Annotated in this window: 14 protein-coding genes; 7 read left to right on the top strand and 7 right to left on the bottom strand. The window is 61.3% G+C overall.

The features are described from left to right. The first annotated feature begins 96 nt into the window (after positions 1 to 96). The 5 genes from J0663_RS28105 (at position 97) to melA (ending at position 7,559) form a co-directional block, all read left to right on the top strand. On the top strand, positions 97 to 2,184 hold the full coding sequence (locus J0663_RS28105; RefSeq protein ID WP_207245705.1) for an ABC transporter substrate-binding protein: 2,088 nt from the start codon (positions 97 to 99) through the stop codon (positions 2,182 to 2,184). Between the two features lie 158 nt (positions 2,185 to 2,342). Further along, positions 2,343 to 3,350: an ABC transporter permease gene (locus J0663_RS28100; RefSeq protein ID WP_207245704.1), complete on the top strand. Its 1,008-nt coding sequence runs from the start codon at positions 2,343 to 2,345 to the stop codon at positions 3,348 to 3,350. A gap of 1 nt (position 3,351) precedes the next feature. Next, entirely contained in the window at positions 3,352 to 4,488 is a 1,137-nt protein-coding gene (locus tag J0663_RS28095; protein ID WP_207245703.1) for an ABC transporter permease, read from the top strand. 10 nt (positions 4,489 to 4,498) lie between these two features. Continuing rightward, positions 4,499 to 6,166 (top strand): ABC transporter ATP-binding protein, encoded by a 1,668-nt coding sequence (locus J0663_RS28090; RefSeq protein ID WP_207245702.1) that lies wholly within the window; start codon positions 4,499 to 4,501, stop codon positions 6,164 to 6,166. Positions 6,167 to 6,188: 22 nt separating this feature from the next. Next, positions 6,189 to 7,559, top strand: coding sequence for an alpha-glucosidase/alpha-galactosidase (gene melA / locus J0663_RS28085; RefSeq protein ID WP_207245701.1), 1,371 nt, complete (start codon positions 6,189 to 6,191; stop codon positions 7,557 to 7,559). Positions 7,560 to 7,683: 124 nt separating this feature from the next. Here melA and J0663_RS28080 read toward each other — a convergent pair whose 3' ends face one another. The 7 genes from J0663_RS28080 to J0663_RS28050 form a co-directional block, all read right to left on the bottom strand. Then, positions 7,684 to 8,697 (bottom strand): methyltransferase, encoded by a 1,014-nt coding sequence (locus J0663_RS28080; protein WP_207245700.1) that lies wholly within the window; start codon positions 8,695 to 8,697, stop codon positions 7,684 to 7,686. Positions 8,698 to 8,954: 257 nt separating this feature from the next. Then, positions 8,955 to 9,701, bottom strand: a complete 747-nt coding sequence (locus tag J0663_RS28075; RefSeq protein WP_207245699.1) for a ribonuclease activity regulator RraA — start codon at positions 9,699 to 9,701, stop codon at positions 8,955 to 8,957. A 21-nt stretch (positions 9,702 to 9,722) separates the two neighbouring features. Continuing rightward, positions 9,723 to 10,883 (bottom strand): mandelate racemase/muconate lactonizing enzyme family protein, encoded by a 1,161-nt coding sequence (locus J0663_RS28070; RefSeq protein ID WP_207245698.1) that lies wholly within the window; start codon positions 10,881 to 10,883, stop codon positions 9,723 to 9,725. Between the two features lie 34 nt (positions 10,884 to 10,917). After that, positions 10,918 to 12,015 carry an ABC transporter ATP-binding protein gene (locus J0663_RS28065; RefSeq protein ID WP_207245697.1) on the bottom strand — a complete coding sequence of 366 codons (1,098 nt, stop codon included), beginning with the start codon at positions 12,013 to 12,015 and terminating at the stop codon, positions 10,918 to 10,920. A gap of 11 nt (positions 12,016 to 12,026) precedes the next feature. After that, positions 12,027 to 12,917 carry a carbohydrate ABC transporter permease gene (locus tag J0663_RS28060; RefSeq protein WP_207245696.1) on the bottom strand — a complete coding sequence of 297 codons (891 nt, stop codon included), beginning with the start codon at positions 12,915 to 12,917 and terminating at the stop codon, positions 12,027 to 12,029. Beyond that, a complete protein-coding gene (locus J0663_RS28055) occupies positions 12,914 to 13,873 on the bottom strand; it encodes a carbohydrate ABC transporter permease (RefSeq protein ID WP_207245695.1) in 960 nt (319 codons plus the stop codon). Before J0663_RS28055 ends, J0663_RS28060 begins: the two co-directional genes overlap by 4 nt. 72 nt (positions 13,874 to 13,945) lie before the next feature. Further along, entirely contained in the window at positions 13,946 to 15,424 is a 1,479-nt protein-coding gene (locus J0663_RS28050) for an ABC transporter substrate-binding protein (RefSeq protein ID WP_207245694.1), read from the bottom strand. A gap of 204 nt (positions 15,425 to 15,628) precedes the next feature. Here J0663_RS28050 and J0663_RS28045 point away from each other — a divergent pair, with 204 nt between their 5' ends. Next, positions 15,629 to 16,339 carry a GntR family transcriptional regulator gene (locus J0663_RS28045; RefSeq protein WP_207245932.1) on the top strand — a complete coding sequence of 237 codons (711 nt, stop codon included), beginning with the start codon at positions 15,629 to 15,631 and terminating at the stop codon, positions 16,337 to 16,339. A gap of 52 nt (positions 16,340 to 16,391) precedes the next feature. Continuing rightward, a complete protein-coding gene (locus J0663_RS28040; protein WP_207245693.1) occupies positions 16,392 to 17,558 on the top strand; it encodes a mandelate racemase/muconate lactonizing enzyme family protein in 1,167 nt (388 codons plus the stop codon). Positions 17,559 to 17,576: the final 18 nt, after the last annotated feature.

The raw sequence follows: 17,576 nt of genomic DNA, 5'->3' as shown, positions 1-17,576 counted from the left end.
GTTTCCGGGAGGGAAATCCATGACATCAAACCCGCTTTCACAATCGTGCGAGGAAAGGAGCCGGCGTGACCGCGCTCCGAAACAGAGGGAGAAACGATGATGAATTTCCGCAAAACAGGCATCCTGGCCGGCTTGGCGCTCGGCGTCTCCGTCATGGCGCTGAACGCCTATGCCTCGGAGCCGACTGTCCCGCCGGTGCCGCCGAACTTTCCGGCCGAAGGCAAGATCAATTATGTCGCACGCGACTCCATTCTGGAGTTCAAGGCGCTGCCCGAATATCACGAGCCGGACTGGGTCACCAAGAATTTCGTCGCCGCCGGCAAGCTGCCGCCGGTCAAGGACCGGCTGCCGAAGGAGCCGCTGGTCTTTAAGACCGGCAACATGCCCGACGGCATCGGCGTCTACGGCGATACGATGCGCCATGTCATCGGTGGCCGGCCGGAGGGCTGGAATTATGGTGCCGGCCAGACGCAGGGCTGGGGCGGCATCGATATCGGCCTTTCCGAATGCCTGACGCGCACCGCACCGCTCTTCCAGGTGGAAGCCAAGGATACGGAGCCGCTGCCGAATCTCGCCAAGGGCTGGGAGTGGTCCGAGGACGGCCATAAGCTCACAATGCATCTGATCGAAGGCGCCAAATGGTCCGACGGCGCGCCGTTCAATGCCGACGACATCATGTTCTATTGGGAGGACGAGGTCATCGATCCCAACGTCTCGCCGCTCGGCGGCGGCGCCTCGCCGGAAGCCTTCGGTGTGGGCACGACGCTGAAGAAGATCGATGACTACACCATCGAATGGACCTTCAAGGAAGCCTTCCCGAAGCAATATCTCTACACGATGTCCTACCCGAACTTCTGCCCGGGTCCGTCGCATATCCTCAAACCGCAGCATCCGAAATATTCGAAGAACACCTACGACCAGTTCAAGAACGCCTTTCCGCCGGAGTTCATGAACATGCCCGTGATGGGCGCCTGGGTGCCTGTGGAATATCGCCCCGACGACATCATCGTCCTGCGTCGCAACCCCTACTACTGGAAGACCGACGAGAAGGGCAACCAGCTGCCCTATCTCAATGAGCTGCACTACAAGCTCTCGACCTGGGCCGACCGTGACGTTCAGGCGGTGGCCGGATCCGCCGATTTCTCCAACCTCGAGCAGCCGGAGAATTTCGTCGCTTCGCTGAAACGCGCCGCCGAAAAGACCGCGCCCGCCCGTCTTGCCTTCGGACCGCGCCTGATCGGCTATAACTTGCGCATGAACTTCTCCGCCAATGGCTGGGGCAACCCGGACGAGCGCGGCCAGGCGATCCGCGAGCTCAACCGCAACGAGGATTTCCGCAAGGCCGTCACCATGGCGCTGGATCGGAAAGCGATCGGCGACTCGCTGGTCAAGGGGCCGTTTACGGCAATCTATCCGGGCGGGCTTTCGTCCGGCACCAGCTTCTACGACCGCAACTCCACCGTCTACTATCCCTATGATCTCAAGGGCGCCAAGGCCGAACTCGCCGAAGCCGGGCTCAAGGACACCGATGGCAACGGCATCGTGAACTTCCCGGCCGGCACGGCGGGCGGCAAGGATGTCGAAATCGTCATGCTGATCAACAATCAGTACACGACCGACAAGAGCCTTGCCGAAGGTGTCGTCGGCCAGATGGAGAAGCTCGGCCTGAAGATCGTCATCAATGCCCTCGATGGCGCCAAGCGGGACGACGCCCATTATGCCGGCCGCTTCGACTGGCTGATCCAGCGCAACACGACGGAGCTGTCGTCGGTGGTGCAGAATACCGAGCAGCTTGCCCCCGTCGGTCCGCGCACCAGCTGGCATCACCGCGCCGGCAAGGATGACCAGCTCGATCTGATGCCCTTTGAAACGCAGCTCGTCGATGTCGTCAACAAGTTCAGGACGAGCCAGGACAATGACGAGCGCGTCGATCTGATGAAGCAGTATCAGAAGATCTCGACGGAACACGTCAATACGGTCGGCCTGACGGAATATCCGGGCGCGCTGATCATCAACAAGCGCTTCTCGAACGTGCCCCAGGGGACGCCCATCATGATGTTCAACTGGGCTGAAGATTCGGTGATCCGCGAACGCCTGTGGGTGGCTGCCGACAAGCAGGGCAAATACGAGCTGTTCCCCGAGCAGTTGCCCGGCAAGCCCGGCGACAAGGGCCCGATCAATTGATGTGAAACAAAAGCGCGTCGCTGATCGGGCGACGCGCTGGAGAGTTCCCTCCCAGCTGAAACGAGATCCAGGCCGCGCGTGACGTGCGGCCTGATATGACCAACGAGCCGGCCGCGCTGACAAGGAGCGACTGGCGGCAGAGAGAAGCGAACCGTTCGATGTTACGATTCCTGCTCGTGCGCATAGCCTCCGCGATCCCCGTTCTCTTCATCCTGAGCGTGGTGACCTTCGCGATCATCCAGGCGCCGCCCGGCGACTATGCCGATTACATAAGATCGCAGCTGATCAATCAGGGCGGCGCATCCTATGCCCAGGCCGAAGCGCAGGCGCAGGCCTACCGCGTCGAGCACGGCCTCGACAAGCCGATGGTCGTCCAATACGTCAACTGGATCGGCGGCATCGTCACACGCGGCGATTTCGGCTACAGCATGTTCTACAACAAGCCGGTCGCCGACGTCGTCGGCGAGCGCCTGCCGCGCACCTTGCTGCTGGCACTCGTCTGCCACATCTTCGCCTCGGTACTCGGCATCGGCTTCGGCATCTGGGCGGCGACGCGGCAATATAGCTGGATCGACAGCACGCTGTCGGCAGTCTCCTTCCTCGGCATGACGGTGCCGCGTTTCCTGATGGCGCTGATCATCGTCTATCTCCTGGTTTTCCAATTCAACGTGACTGAGATCGGCAGCTTCTTCTCGCCGCAATATGGCGGGGCTCCGTGGTCCTGGGCGAAATTCGTCGATCTCGTCAGCCATGTCTGGCCGGTTGTCGCGATCGCCACTTTCGGCGGGCTCGCCTACAACATGCGCGTCATGCGCGGCAATCTGCTCGATACGCTGAATGCGCAATATGTCGAGACGGCGAAGGCCAAAGGTCTTCCCGGCGGCGCAGTGGTGATGCGCCATGCGGTGCCGAACGCGCTGCATCCGCTGGTCATGTATCAGGGCGTCGTGCTGCCCTACATGCTGACCGGCGAGATCGAAACCGCGATCATCTTTGCCCTGCCGACCGTCGGCCCGGCGATCGTCGGCTCGATGGCGATCGGTGACGTCTATGTCACGGCGACCTTCATGATGGTGCTGTCGGCAACGCTGATCGTCGGCAATATCATCGCCGACATGTTGCTCGCCTTGCTCGATCCGCGCGTGCGCCAGTTCGGAGGAGCCTGAGATGCTTGCTTTCGATTCGTCCGACACGCCTCCGACAACCGAACCTGCGATCAGGAAGCCTTCGCATGGCAGCGAAAGTTATCTCGCCCTCGTTTGGCGCCGGCTGCGGCGCTCCTGGACCGGCGTTGCCGGGCTCGTGCTCGTCGGGCTCTTGCTCATCATGGCCGTCTTTGCCGATTTCTTCGCACCGATGGACCCGAAGGCGACCGATGTCGGCTTCGCGCCGCCGCAGGTGATGAGCTTCCACGACAAGGACGGAAACTTCGTCTTCCAGCCGCGCGTCTACGCGCTGTCGGATTCCGAGGAGCTGGATCCGGTCACCTTCCAGCCGATTGTCGGCATGGATTACGACAATCCGCGGCTGCTCGGCTTCTTCGTCGAAGGCGCGGAGTATAAGCTGTTCGGCCTCATTCCGGCGAACCGGCACTTCTTCGGTTCGACCGATGGCCAGCCGGTGCATTTCCTCGGCACCGACAAGTTCGGCCGCGACGTGCTGTCGCGCGCCATCATCGGCTCGCGGATTTCGCTGATGATCGCGCTGACAGTGGTCTTCATCGTCACACTCATCGGTACGACGGTCGGCATGGTCTCGGGTTATTTCGGCGGCACCTTCGATAACTGGCTGCAGCGCTTCGTCGAGCTGGTGCTCGCCTTCCCACAGCTGCCGCTCTATCTCGCATTGACCTCGCTGATCCCGGTGACGGCGCCGACCAATGTCTTCCTGGCCTTCGTCATCGTCGTGATGTCGGCGCTTGGCTGGGCGCAGATGTCGCGCGAGGTGCGCGGCAAGACCCTGGCGCTTGCGCGCATCGATTATGTCCGGGCGGCGATGGCCGTCGGCGCCACCGACCGGCGCATCATCATCCAGCATATCCTGCCCAACGTGATGAGCCACGTCATCGTCGCGGTGACGCTGCACATACCGAGCGTCGTGCTGTTGGAATCCTTCCTCGGTTTCCTGGGCTTTGCCGTCAAACCGCCGCTGATCTCCTGGGGGCTGATGCTGCAGGATACGGCGACCTATTCGGTCATCGGCTCCTATCCCTGGATCCTCTCCCCTGTCGCCTTCGTGCTTGTCACCGTCTTCGCCTTCAATGCGCTTGGCGACGGACTGCGCGATGCGGTCGACCCCTATTGAGGTGATTGATATGGCTCTCGCACTGGTCAATTCCTTCGCCCCGCCGGTCCGTCACGATCATGGTGGCCGCTCGGAAATGCCGATCATCGACGCCCGCAACGTGGCGGTGAATTTCAAGGTCGAGGACGGCATGGTCGAGGCCGTCAAGGACGTCTCCTTCCAGCTCTATCGCGGCGAGACGATCGCCATCGTCGGCGAATCCGGCTCCGGAAAATCGGTGACGGCGCGCACGGTGATGGGGCTGCTGTCGAAACGCGCCGTCGTATCCGACAAATCGACGGTCTCCTATGACGGCAGCAACATCCTGAAGTTTTCCGAGCGGGCGCGCCGCAAGCTGCGCGGCGACCGCATCTCGATGATCTTCCAGGAGCCGATGAGCTCGCTGAACCCGATCTATACGATCGGCAGCCAGATCGTCGAGGCAATCCGCGTCCATCGGCGGATGAGCCGGAAGGATGCGGAAAGGCGGGCGCTCGAGCTGCTCGAACATGTGCAGATCCCCGATCCGGCCGCGCGGCTGAAACAATATCCGCATCAGCTTTCCGGCGGCCAGCGCCAGCGGGTGATGATTGCGATGGCGCTCGCCAACGATCCCGATGTCCTGATCGCCGACGAGCCGACCACGGCGCTCGACGTCACCGTGCAGGCGCAGATCCTGAACCTCATCCGCAACCTGCAGAAAGAGCTGGGGATGGCGGTCATCCTCATCACCCATGATCTGACGGTGGTGCGGCAGTTCTCCGACTACGTCTATGTGATGCAGCATGGTGAGGTGCGCGAACACAACGTCACCGAGGCGCTCTTTGCCAATCCGCAGCACCCCTACACCCGGCATCTGCTCGCCTCCGAGCCGCGTGGACAAGCCAATCCGCTGCCGGAGGGCTCCGACATCATCCTCGATGCCAAGGGCGTGCGGGTCGGCTTCATGCTGCGTCACGGCACCTTCCTGAAACCCGAGATGCGCGAGCTTGTCGCCGTCGACAGCCTGAGCCTGACGCTGCGCCGTCACGAGACCCTCGGCCTCGTCGGCGAATCCGGCTCCGGCAAGACCACCTTCGGCCAGGCGATCTTGCGGCTGAACACGCCGCAGGCGGGCGAGATCCATTTCGACCGCCAGCCGATCCACGGGCTTTCCAGGGCCGAGATGCGGCCCCTGCGCGCCCGCATGCAGGTGGTGTTCCAGGACCCGTTCTCCTCGCTCAATCCGCGCATGACGATCGGCCAGATCATCGAGGAAGGCCTTGTCGTCAACCGGCTCGGCGCGACGCGGGCCGAACGGCAGGACCGAGTGCGCGAGGCGCTTGTTGCCGCCGGCATGCCCGGCAATATCCTGTCGCGTTTCCCGCATGAATTTTCCGGCGGCCAGCGACAGCGCATTGCGATCGCCCGCGCCATAGCGCTGGAGCCGGAATTCATCCTGCTCGACGAGCCGACATCGGCGCTCGACCTTTCGGTCCAGGCCCAGATCATCGAGCTCCTGCGCAAGCTGCAGGACGAGCGGGGCTTGAGTTACCTCTTTATCTCCCACGACCTCAAGGTCGTCCGCGCTCTCTGCCATCGCGTCATCGTCATGCAGCATGGCAAGATCATGGAAGAGGGGCCCGTCAACGAAGTTCTCACCAATCCCAAGACCGCCTACACCGAACGGCTCGTCAAGGCCGCTTTCGAGGTAGCATGATTATCGAATGCCGGAGGCTATAATGGCAGGAAATCCCAAAATTACTTTCATCGGAGCAGGCTCCACCGTCTTCATGAAGAACATCATCGGCGACGTGCTGCAGCGCCCCGCGCTGTCGGGCGCGACGATCGCTCTGATGGATCTCAATCCGCAGCGATTGGAAGAAAGCGCCATCGTCGTCAACAAGCTGATCTCGACGCTCGGCGTCAAAGCCAAGGCCGAGACCTATTCCGACCAGCGCAAGGCGCTTTCAGGCGCCGATTTCGTCGTCGTCGCCTTCCAGATCGGCGGCTATGAGCCCTGCACCGTCACCGATTTTGAGGTGCCGAAGAAATACGGCCTGCGCCAGACGATCGCCGACACGCTCGGCGTCGGCGGCATCATGCGGGGCTTGCGCACCGTGCCGCATCTCTGGAAGGTGTGCGAGGACATGCTCGCCGTCTGCCCCGAGGCGATCATGCTGCAATATGTCAACCCGATGGCGATCAACACCTGGGCGATATCGGAGAAATATCCGACAATCCGCCAGGTGGGCCTCTGCCACTCGGTGCAGGGCACAGCGATGGAGCTGGCGCACGATCTCGATATTCCCTACGAGGAAATCCGCTACCGCGCCGCCGGCATCAACCACATGGCCTTCTATCTCAAATTCGAGCATCGCCAGGCCGACGGCTCATACCGCAACCTCTATCCCGACCTCCTGCGCGCCTATCGCGAGGGCAGGGCGCCGAAGCCCGGCTGGAACCCACGCTGCCCGAACAAGGTGCGCTATGAGATGCTGACGCGGCTCGGCTATTTCGTCACCGAAAGCTCGGAGCATTTCGCCGAATACACGCCCTATTTCATCAAGGAGGGCCGCGAGGACCTGATCGAGAAATTCGGCATTCCGCTCGATGAATATCCGAAGCGCTGCATCGAGCAGATCGAGCGCTGGAAGGGCCAGGCGGAAGCCTATCGCACCGCCGACAAGATCGAGGTGAAGCCGTCGAAGGAATATGCCTCCTCGATCATCAACTCTGTCTGGACCGGCGAGCCCTCGGTGATCTACGGCAATGTCCGCAACAATGGCTGCATCACCTCGCTGCCGGAAAATTGCGCCGCCGAAGTGCCCTGCCTGGTCGACGCCTCCGGCATCCAGCCGACCTTCATCGGCGACCTGCCGCCGCAACTGACGGCGCTGATCCGCACCAATATCAACGTGCAGGAACTGACGGTGCAGGCGCTGATGACGGAAAATCGCGAGCATATCTACCACGCCGCGATGATGGACCCGCATACGGCGGCCGAACTCGACCTCGACCAGATCTGGTCGCTGGTCGATGACCTGCTCGCCGCCCACGGCGACTGGCTGCCCGAATGGGCCCGCACATCCAAGAAAGTTCAAGCCGCCTGATCCCCTCTCCCGGGTGAGGCGTCGAGAGCCCCGCGGTGGCAACGGCCGCGGGGCTTTTGCGTGAAAAATTTTCGCGGGACGTGAGTCTTCGCGAGAAAAACAAAGTCGAACGAGCGTTGGGCGCTCACCCGGGCTTGATTCCGATCACCATCGAGTCCGGCCCCAGCAACGGCTCGACGCGCGTGGACACAAACCCGGCGTCGCGCATCCAGGCTTGGCAGTCGGCGCCGGTGTAGTCGAACCCTCCGCGGGTCTCGATCAGCATGTTCAGGCTCATCAGCAGGCCGAAGGCGTTGCTGCGACGCTCATCGTCGATGACGGCGTCGTAGACGATCAGGGCGCCGCCTTTCGGCAGCGCGGCGAAGGCTTTTTCCAGCAACATCCTCTTCTCGGCAAGATCCCAGTCGTGGAGGATATGCCCCATCACGATCACATCCGCATTGGGCATCGGGCCTTCGAAGAAGTTGCCACTTTGGAAGCGGATGCGGTCGGCAAGGCCGTGCCGGGCGACGAACTCGTCAAATATTGGCTGCACGGCGGGCAGGTCGAAGCCGAGGCCTCGGAGATGTGGATGAGCTCGGGCGATCACCACCGGTACCATGCCCTGCGCCGCGCCAACATCGGCGAAGGTTGTGTATTTCGACCAGTCGAACTTGGCGGCGATCGCCTGCGCCGCACCGGCGCTGACCCCGCTCATCGCCTCGAGGAACCCGCGCAGACGTGCCGGCTCCGCATAGATCGCCGCGAAGAAGTCCTCGCTGTGCTTGGCTTCGTTCTGCGGCTCTCCCGTGTGCAGGGCTTCGGTAAGCGAGCCCCAGAAACCGTAGAGCCGGGCATTGGCCATTTCGAGGATGCCGCCGATATAGGATGGCTTCGCCTTGTCGAGGAAGAGGTCCGTATCAATGGCATTGCGATAGCGGCCGTCCTCGCGTTCGAGCAGCTTCAGGGCCACCAGGGTGTCGAGGAAGTCGCGGGCCGAGCGGGGATGCAGTTTCAGCCTGGCCTGCAGTTCGGGCAGGTCGGCCGAGCCGGCTGCGAGCTCGGTGAAGACGCCGAGCTCGACTGCGCTGAGCGTGGCTTTGGAGGCCCAGAACCCCATGCCAAGCTGCATGATGTTGTCCGGCGTCGCTGCGGCCATCGCTCGTCTCCTCACAGATCGCGTCGTCGACCGGCACCGGGCATTGGTACGGTAACCGAAGTGGTCCGACGGCGCTGCGAAGCAGAACGTTCCGTCTCGTCGAGGCATCCCGCAAGAAAAATAGAGCGTTTTACGATGGGGGACAATTAATCAAGAATCACTAGCCAAGAGCCCGCGGTTGAGCGGTGATTCCGACATCTGACCTTCACTGCGACAACGCCTCACAAAGTTCGTCGCCCTCTGGAGCAATCCATTGTCTAGATTGTTCCAAGGCGATGTATTTTGCGCCACTCTTCGTATTCTGTGCGGGCATCGTCATGCAGCGGATAGTAGCGCTGCAACGACCCGCCCTCCATAAGCTTCGCCCGCGAAAACTCCTCCCAATCGTGATGCTTTTGCGATTCTTCGATGACCTTCGGGGCCATTGCGACTGGAAGAACCACCACCCCGTCATCGTCGGCGACGATGATGTCTCCGGGGATGACCGTGACACCGCCGCAGGCAATCGGAACGTTGACGGCGTTGGGATAGATGCTGGTCTGGACATGGTAGTTGGGTGTCCAGCCGCGCAGCCAGAGGGCGAGATCGAGCTTTTCGACATTAGGCCGATCGCGCATGCAGCCATCGATGACGATGCCAGCGCCGCCTCTGCCCTTGAAATAGGTCGACATCATATCGCCGAAGACGCCCGAGCTCATATCGCCGCGCGCGTCGACCACGACCACGTCGCCCTCCTGCACATGATAGAGCACGTGCCGGTGCAACTGCGTCTCCGGATCGGCATATTCTCCCTCGGTGAAAAGGTCCGGCCGCTGCGGCAGGAACTGAAGCGTCAGGGCCGGGCCGACGATCGACTTCCCGCGGCTCTGCGATACCGGGCCGACCATATGCGGATTGCGGAAGCCCATATGGCCAAGCGTTCCGGCAATGGTCGCGGCGCCGATCTCCTTCAGCGCGTCGATCATGTCTCTGGGCGGTCGCGTAATATCGGGCGTATGCGTCATTTTAGGCTCCGGTGATTGAAGCTACCAATTAGTGACAGAACCGTCGCGGCGCTTCAGGTGAGGCGCTTCCCAGAAACGAAAGCTTTCCGCCTTGACCGCCTCTTCATTGACCTCGACGCCGAGCCCCGGCAGATCGCTGACTGGATAGTCGGGGCCGTCGAGCCGTGGTTGCACGGGGAAGAAGTCGGAATTGTCGAAGCCGAGCTTTGCTTCGGGAGCCCTGGTCTCGAGCCAGGCGAAATTCGGGACCGCGGCGGCGAGATGGATGGTCGCCGCCGTGCAGATTGGGCCGAGCGGATTGTGCGGCATCAGATCGACATAGTGCGCCTCGCTCCAGCCAGCGACCTTCATCGCTTCTGTGAGCCCGCCCACGTTGCAGACATCGAGCCGGTTGAACTGATGAATGCCACGTTCGACATAGGGCAGGAATTGCCACTTGCTGGCAAATTCCTCGCCGATCGCAAACGGGATGTCGGTCATCCCCCGCAGGGATTCGTAGGCTTCGGGTGTCTCGTCTCGTATCGGCTCCTCGAGGAAATCCAGGACGCCACGGCCGAGCTTGTTACAGAAGCTCGCCGCCTCTGCGACCGACAGCCGGTGATGATAGTCGATGCCGAGGACGACGTCGTCGCCGAGCGCCTCGCGCGCCTTGTTCAGCATCCGTGCGGTAGGTCCGATCGACTCCCGCGGCTCAAAGATCTCCTTGCTGCTTTGCCCGATGGGGAAGAAGCGGATCGCCTGCCATCCCTGCGCACGCAGTTCGCGGGCTCGTTCGATGGCAACATCGCCCTCGGCCTCGTCGCCGGTCGAGGCGAAGGTCGGAATGCGGTCGCGCTGCTTGCCGCCCAAGAGGTCGTAGGCCGGCACCCCCAGCGCCTTGCCCTTGATATCGTGAAGGGCAATGTCGATAGCGGAAATCGCCGCCTGCAGAACGCGCCCGCCTTCGAAATATTGGCTGCGATAAATTTCCTGCCAGATCCGACCGATCTGCATCGCGTCACGGCCGATGAGAAATTCGCGATAGTGCTCGATCGCACCGGCGACGGCCTTCTCGCGACCGCTCAAGCCGCTCTCGCCCCAGCCGAAGATGCCATTGTCGGTTTCGACCTTGACCAGCATCTGGTTGCGCGTTCCGACCCATACCGGATAGGGCTTGATCGCCGTGATGTTAAGCTTCGTCATCCACGCCCTCGTTTCACCCGCATCCGCCAGGGTCTCAGTTGGCCTTCAGCGCCATTTCCGTTTCGCCGTCGAACAGGTGCATCCGCTCCTGATCGAACTCGAGCCAAATCTGTTCGTCGGGTGCGACGGCAATGGTCGGCGGCACGCTGACATTGACGACGGCGCCTGACAGGAACGCCTGCACGAAGGTGACGTCTCCGGTCGGCTCCACCGTGTAGGCCTTGGCGGGGACGCTTCCAGGCGTCGCACTCTTGTGCAGCTTGATCGTCGAGTGGCGTGCGCCGAGCACGACTTTCCGGGTTGTTGCCCTCGCGACCTTCTGGGCGTTCTGCGGCGAGAGCTCGAGGTGCCAGCCCTCCGCGCCGGTCAAGACGGTGTTACCGTTTGCCGTTGATGCCTGCAGCGGAATAAGGCTCATCGCCGGGCTGCCGACGAAGCTCGCGACGAACATGTTCACCGGATGGGCAAAGACCTGCGCCGGTGAATCATATTGCTGCAGATAGCCGCCATTCATCACCGCCATCCTGTCGGCCATGGTGACCGCTTCGAGCTGGTCGTGGGTCACGTAGATGATCGTCGCCTTGAGGTCCTGGTGAAAACGTTTGATCTCGGAGCGCATCTGCACGCGCAGCTTTGCGTCGAGATTGGAGAGCGGTTCATCCATCAGGAACACCGCCGGATCGCGAACGAGGGCACGCCCAAGCGCCACGCGCTGCTGTTGCCCGCCCGAAAGTTCGCGCGGCTTGCGCTCGAGCAGCTGCGTCATGTCGAGCACGCGCGCTGCTTCCTTGACCTTCCTGTCGATCTCGTCCCGTGGCAGTTTTCGCATCTGCAGCGGGAACGCCAGATTCTTGTAGACCGATTTCTGCGGATAGAGTGCGTAGTTCTGGAACACCATCGCGATGTCCCGGTCCTTGGGGTCGAGGTCGTTGACCACCCGGTCGCCGATGACGATGTCGCCGGAGGTGATAGGGATAAGCCCCGCCACAAGATTGAGCGTGGTTGTCTTGCCGCAGCCGGACGGGCCGACGAGCGCAACGAATTCGCCGTCGTTGACCGTCAGCGAAACATTGTTGACAGCTTTGAAGCTGCCGTAGGTCTTGACCAGATCTTTGAGGACCACGTGGGCCACCGCAAACTCCCCTAGTGCTTGACTGCGCCTTCCGTAAGCGCCCGTACGAAGTATCGCTGCAGGACGAGGAACAGGACGACGACGGGCACGCTCATCATGAAGCTGGCCGCCATAAGGCCTGGAAAGTCCGTTGTATTTTCCGAGAAGAAGCGCTGGATGCCGACCGGCAGGGTCAGCTGCTCGTTCTTGGAGAGGAAGGTGTAGGCGTAGATGTACTCGTTCCACGCGCCGATAAAGGAATAGATCGCCGTGGCGATGATTCCTGGCGCCGAGAGCGGCATGACGATCAGGAGAAACGCCTGGAACCGCGTTGCCCCGTCAATGCGTGCCGCCTGCTCCAGTTGCACCGGGATGTTGTCGTAGAAGCCCTTGAGGAGCCAGATTGCCAGCGGCAGACCGAATGTAAGGTAGGTGAGGACGAGCGACCCATGTGTGTTCACCAGCCCGACCGCGCGCATTAGGATGAAGAGCGGCACGAGAAAGATCACTGCCGGGAACATGTTGCGAAGCAGGACGGCGAAGAACAGGAAGTTCCGGCCAGGGAAGGTGAAGCGCGAAAAGGCGTAGGCCGCAGGAACTGCCACGATCACCGAAAGGATGGTCGTGGCGGTGGAGACGAAAAGGCTGTTCCAGAAGAAGCGCAGGAAGTCCTGGCCGACGCTGTTTTGCGGATCAAGCAGCTTCTGGTAGCTGTCGAGGGTCGGTTGGTCCGGCCACCATTGCGGCGGGAATTGCATGGCCGCGAAGCCGGATTTGATCGAGGTGATCAGCATCCAGATCATCGGCAAGGCGGTGTAAAGCAGCATGAACACGAGGAAGATGCGTCCGCCCCACCGCCATCCATCGATGCGCATACGGCGATGGGTCAGGCGTCGATGCGTGGTCTCGGCAATGGTGCTCATGCGCTCCCATCCTTCCGTTCGTTGCCGCTCAGCGCACGGACGTAGAAGTAGCCAAGCGCCATCAGGATCAGGAACAGCAGCACCGAATAGGCCGATGCCACCCCCCAGCGCTGACGGCCGAAGGCAAGTTCATAAATGTGAGTGATCCAGATATGCGATGCGTTCGAGGGTCCGCCGCCGGTCATGATCCAGGGGATGATGAAAGAATTGAAATTGGCCACTGCGAGCAGAAGGATCGTCACCGTCGAGACGTTTCTCAAGTGCGGAAAGGTGACGTGCCAGAACCGCTGCCATGCATTGGCGCCGTCGACTTTTGCGGCGCGCAGCAACTGGTCGGGAACCGTCTGCAGGCCAGCCATCATCATGATCATTGCAAAGGGAAACTCGCGCCAGATATTGACGACGATCAGCGAGGGCAGCACCGTGCCGACACTGTCGATAAAATTCGGCGGCCGGTCGGCCCATCCGAGGCCGACCAGCACGGCGCCGATTATTCCAAAGTCCGAATGGTAGATCCACTTCCAGATATAGGATGCGGCGACCGCGCTGATGACCCAGGGAATGATCAGGATGGCGCGCAGGATGCCCCGGCCGACAAACTCGCCATGGAGCGCGAGCGCACAGGCAAAGCCAAGGACAAATGCGATCAAAGTGGATGCCACTGTCCATATGAGAGTGTTCGAGGTGACTTTCCAGAACACCGGACTTTTGAGGATGGCGGTGTAGTTGTCGAGGCCGATGAAAATCTTGTCCCGGAGCTGCAGGCCGGGCGGTGTGTTAAAGAACGACAGCTCGATCGTGTAGTAGATGGGGTAGGCGATGACGATGAGCATCACGGCGATCGAGGGAAGCACATACGCGTAGTCGGCGCGATGCTCCCAGATCTTTCGCAGCACGCCGGACCGATCGGATTGCAGTCTTGGGTGAGCCTCGGCCTTGCCAGTCAAGATCGTCACTGTGCGGTGCCCTTGTTCTTCGGAATGAACCGGCTGCAATCGAGGTGCAGCCGGTCAGATCGTCAGGATTGACTAGAGACCGCCATCCATCAGGGCTTTGACCTTGTTGGCCGCGTCGTCGGCTGCTTGGTCGACGGACATCGCCCCGGTCAGGGCATTCTGCAGCATGTCCGGTATGATGATGTTCATGATTTCCGGCGACTGTGGCAGCGCCGGGAACGGAATGCCGTAGGGCAGCATCGAAGTCGTGACATCAAGGAACTTGATGCTATCAAGACGTTCCTTCATCCATTTGGTCTTGAAGCCGTTGAGGTTTCCCGGGTTAGAGCCGGCATAGGCCATCTTCAGCGACCATTCGGGGCTCGTCCACATGCAGATGATCGCCTTTGCAGCCGGCTCGTCCACCTTGCCGCCCTCGACATATTCGGGCTTCAGGATGTGAATGTTGGAGCCGCCGAACACGACGGCACGCTTGCCATCGGGACCAGTCGGGATCAGGCCGTAGCGCATATTGTCGATGACGGTCTGCGCCTTGTCCTTGTCGCTGCCCGTCGTCTTCTTCTGCAGGTCGAGCATGACGTTGTAATCGGACGGGTGCGAGATCATCATGCCAAGCTGGCCAGCGAGGAAGAGGGGCTGGTTGTCGGCCTGCTGGTTGGTGAGCGCCGAGACCGGAACCGACTTGTCGCGAACATACATATCGTAGGAGGCTTGCAATGCCGCCTTGCTCTGCGGGCTATCGAGCTGGACCTCTTTATAGGTCGGGTTGGCAGTGGCCTCGTCGAAGACGCCGCCGCCATAGGCCCACAGCTGCGGCATGAAGCGGTACGGCGTATTGCCGGCATTCTTGCGAGCCACGAGGCCGTAACCGGCAACGCCGAGCTTGTCGTGGATCTGCTTGGAATATTTGACGACGTCGTCCCAGGTTGCCGGAGCCTTGTCCGGATCGAGGCCTGCACGCTTGAAGATGTCGGCGTTCCAGATGAACGCCATCGTCTCATTGTTGGTAGGGATGCCGTAGGTCGTCCCTTCCCAGGTGACGGCCTTCATCGCGCCGGGCCAGAAATCCTCGGTCGAATAGCCCACATCCTCGGGTTTGAGCGGCTCCAGATAGCCCTTTGCGGCGAATTCGGTGCCGCCGAGGATTTGCAGGCGGACCGCCATGGGCGCTGCATTGCCGAGCAGCGCGGTGCGGAACTTGTCCAGCAGGTCGTTATAGGTGAGGGCTTGTTCTTCAAGCTGGATGTTCGGATAGGTCTTGCGGAAGGTCTCGAAGAACTCCTTGTAATACTGGCGCAGGAGGTCGGGGTCGCCCTCGAACACGCCCTGATACCAGAAAGTCAGTCGCCCCTTGTAGTCGAGCGGGGTGACCTTGCCGCAATCGCCCGCCGTGTCGAAATCCTGCGTGCCGGCAATGGAGCGCACATATTCCGGCGACCACTTGCTCAAGTCGACCGGCGCAGCCAGCGCCGAGGCGGACATCAACGAAACCATCAAAGCAGTCGAGACAGTGCCGCGCAGAACGGCACGGCCGAGTGAAATCCTCGTCATAGGTAACCTCCCAGGTTCTCTCCCATGCCGCTCAGCGTCAGGCGAGCGGTCTTTGCTCCCGGCCGAGGGACCCTCCCAATGTATCCCTTTGACCTGATCATACGTTTTCAGATCATAGATTAGCTGTCAATGAAAGAAATCGTACATTGTTTGCGGAAGCTTGGCATGATATCCGAGAAAGACGTGTATGGATTGGAGACAGCTTTGGCCGAAACAAGCGATTTTAAAGCACAGCCACCTGAAGGGATCGACGCGACCGGGGCCTCCAGCGAGGGCGCCTCGCTTTATCAGCTGATCAGGGAAGACATCATCGAAGGGCGGCTCGCTGCCAACGAGCGGCTTGTGATCACCGATCTCGCCCGGCGCCACGGCACCTCGACCAACCCGGTGCGCGAGGCTCTGCAACTGTTGCGCGGGGAGGGCTTTGTCACCTTCGTTCCCAACCGCGGAGCGCGTGTGAGGCCGATAGATCAGGATTTTGTTCGCGACATCTACGAGATCGGTGTCTTGATCGAACCGGCCCTGACGCGATGGTTCGTGAATATGGCCACCGCCGAGGACATTGCTGAACTCGAACGCATCCAGGGCCTGATCGAAGAGAACGATTTTGCCGACACGTTCAGGCACAGCGAACTGGACACCGCCTTTCACACCGTCATGTACCAGAAGCACTACAACCGCCATGCCGCCGAGCTTTGGTGGAAGCATCGCGAAGTGCTGCGCGCCGTGAGCCGGCGTTTCAACTTCACGCTCGCCCGCCGTGCCGCGATCCTGAGCGAGCATCGCGAGCTCATCGCGCATGTCAAAGCGGGAAATGCGAACGAGGCAGCCGACCTCATTGCACGCCATGTCGAGGGCTCCGGCCGGCACATCCTCGAGCACATGCGTGCGCGTAACGCCGCTCGGGCAGGATAGATACCCAGCCCGGAATTCGCTTTCCCGACCACTTCAGACAAAGGCAGTTGAGATGAAAATCACCAGCGTTCGACCGTGGCTGATCAAGTCCGATGCTTCCTATTGGGGAGAGTTCCTGTTCGTCGAAGTGACGACCGACGAGGGGGTGAGCGGCTGGGGAGAGATCACCACCACGACGAGGCTCGCCAATCGCGCCCTCTGCACGATCCTGCGGCAGATCGGCGCCGCCGTGACCGGCGAAGACCCGGCGCGTATCGAGTATCTATGGCACAAGATATTCCGCAGCTTCACCTACATGGGCAGTCGCGGCGCAGCAGTCGAATGCGTCAGCGCCATAGACATAGCCCTCTGGGACATCCGCGGCAAAGTCCTTGGCAAGCCGATCTACGAGCTGTTGGGTGGCGCGGTGCGCGATGAAATCGCGCTCTACACCCATCCCGACCAGCGCAAATTCACCGGCAAGGAGGCTGTGGTCCGGGAAATTCGCGACATCGTCGAGTCCGGCCACACTGCGCTCAAGTTCGATCCTTTCCCCTACCAGGGCCGCTCGGCGGATGGAATGCCGCGCGAACAGCGGGACGGCTACCTCGATGGCAGCATGACCCGCAAGGATGAGCGCGAAGCCGCCGAACTCACGGCCCTGATCCGCGAAACGGCGGGCGCCGATGTCGACATCCTCATCGATGCGCATGGCCGCTTCGACGTTCCCACCGCCATTCGCCTTTGCCGGAGCCTCGAGGAGGCTGGTCAGATCGACTGGTTCGAGGAGCCCTGTCCACCCGAGAGCCTCAACGCCCTCAGGCAGGTCCGAGAGAAGGTCAGCGCCGCGATCTCGTGGGGCGAGCGCGGCCACACGAAGTGGGATTTCGTGCCGGTGCTCGAAAACAGGCTCGCCGACTACATCATGCCGGATGTGACCTGGACCGGCGGCATTACCGAACTCAAGAAGATTTCTGCCCTGTGCGAAGCCTACTACATCCCGGTCTCGCCGCATGACGCCGCCGGGCCGATCAACGTCGTTGCCGGAGCGCAGGTGATGATGACCGTTCCCAACTTCTACAAACTCGAAACGTCGGAGTGGAACCTCGGCAAATACGATCACCTCATCGACAGACCGCTCGATGTTTCGAACGGCAGCCTGAAGCTTACGCCGAAACCCGGTCTCGGCGTCGAAATGAACCGAGACTACCTTCAAAGCCACGAGATAGAGCTGGACTAGCAACGCTCTCTGCCGCCC

The sequence above is a fragment of the Rhizobium lentis genome (assembly GCF_017352135.1).
GTDB lineage: Bacteria > Pseudomonadota > Alphaproteobacteria > Rhizobiales > Rhizobiaceae > Rhizobium > Rhizobium lentis.
Note: the sequence above shows the minus strand (reverse complement) of the source record. Positions and strands in the feature narration are given on the sequence as shown.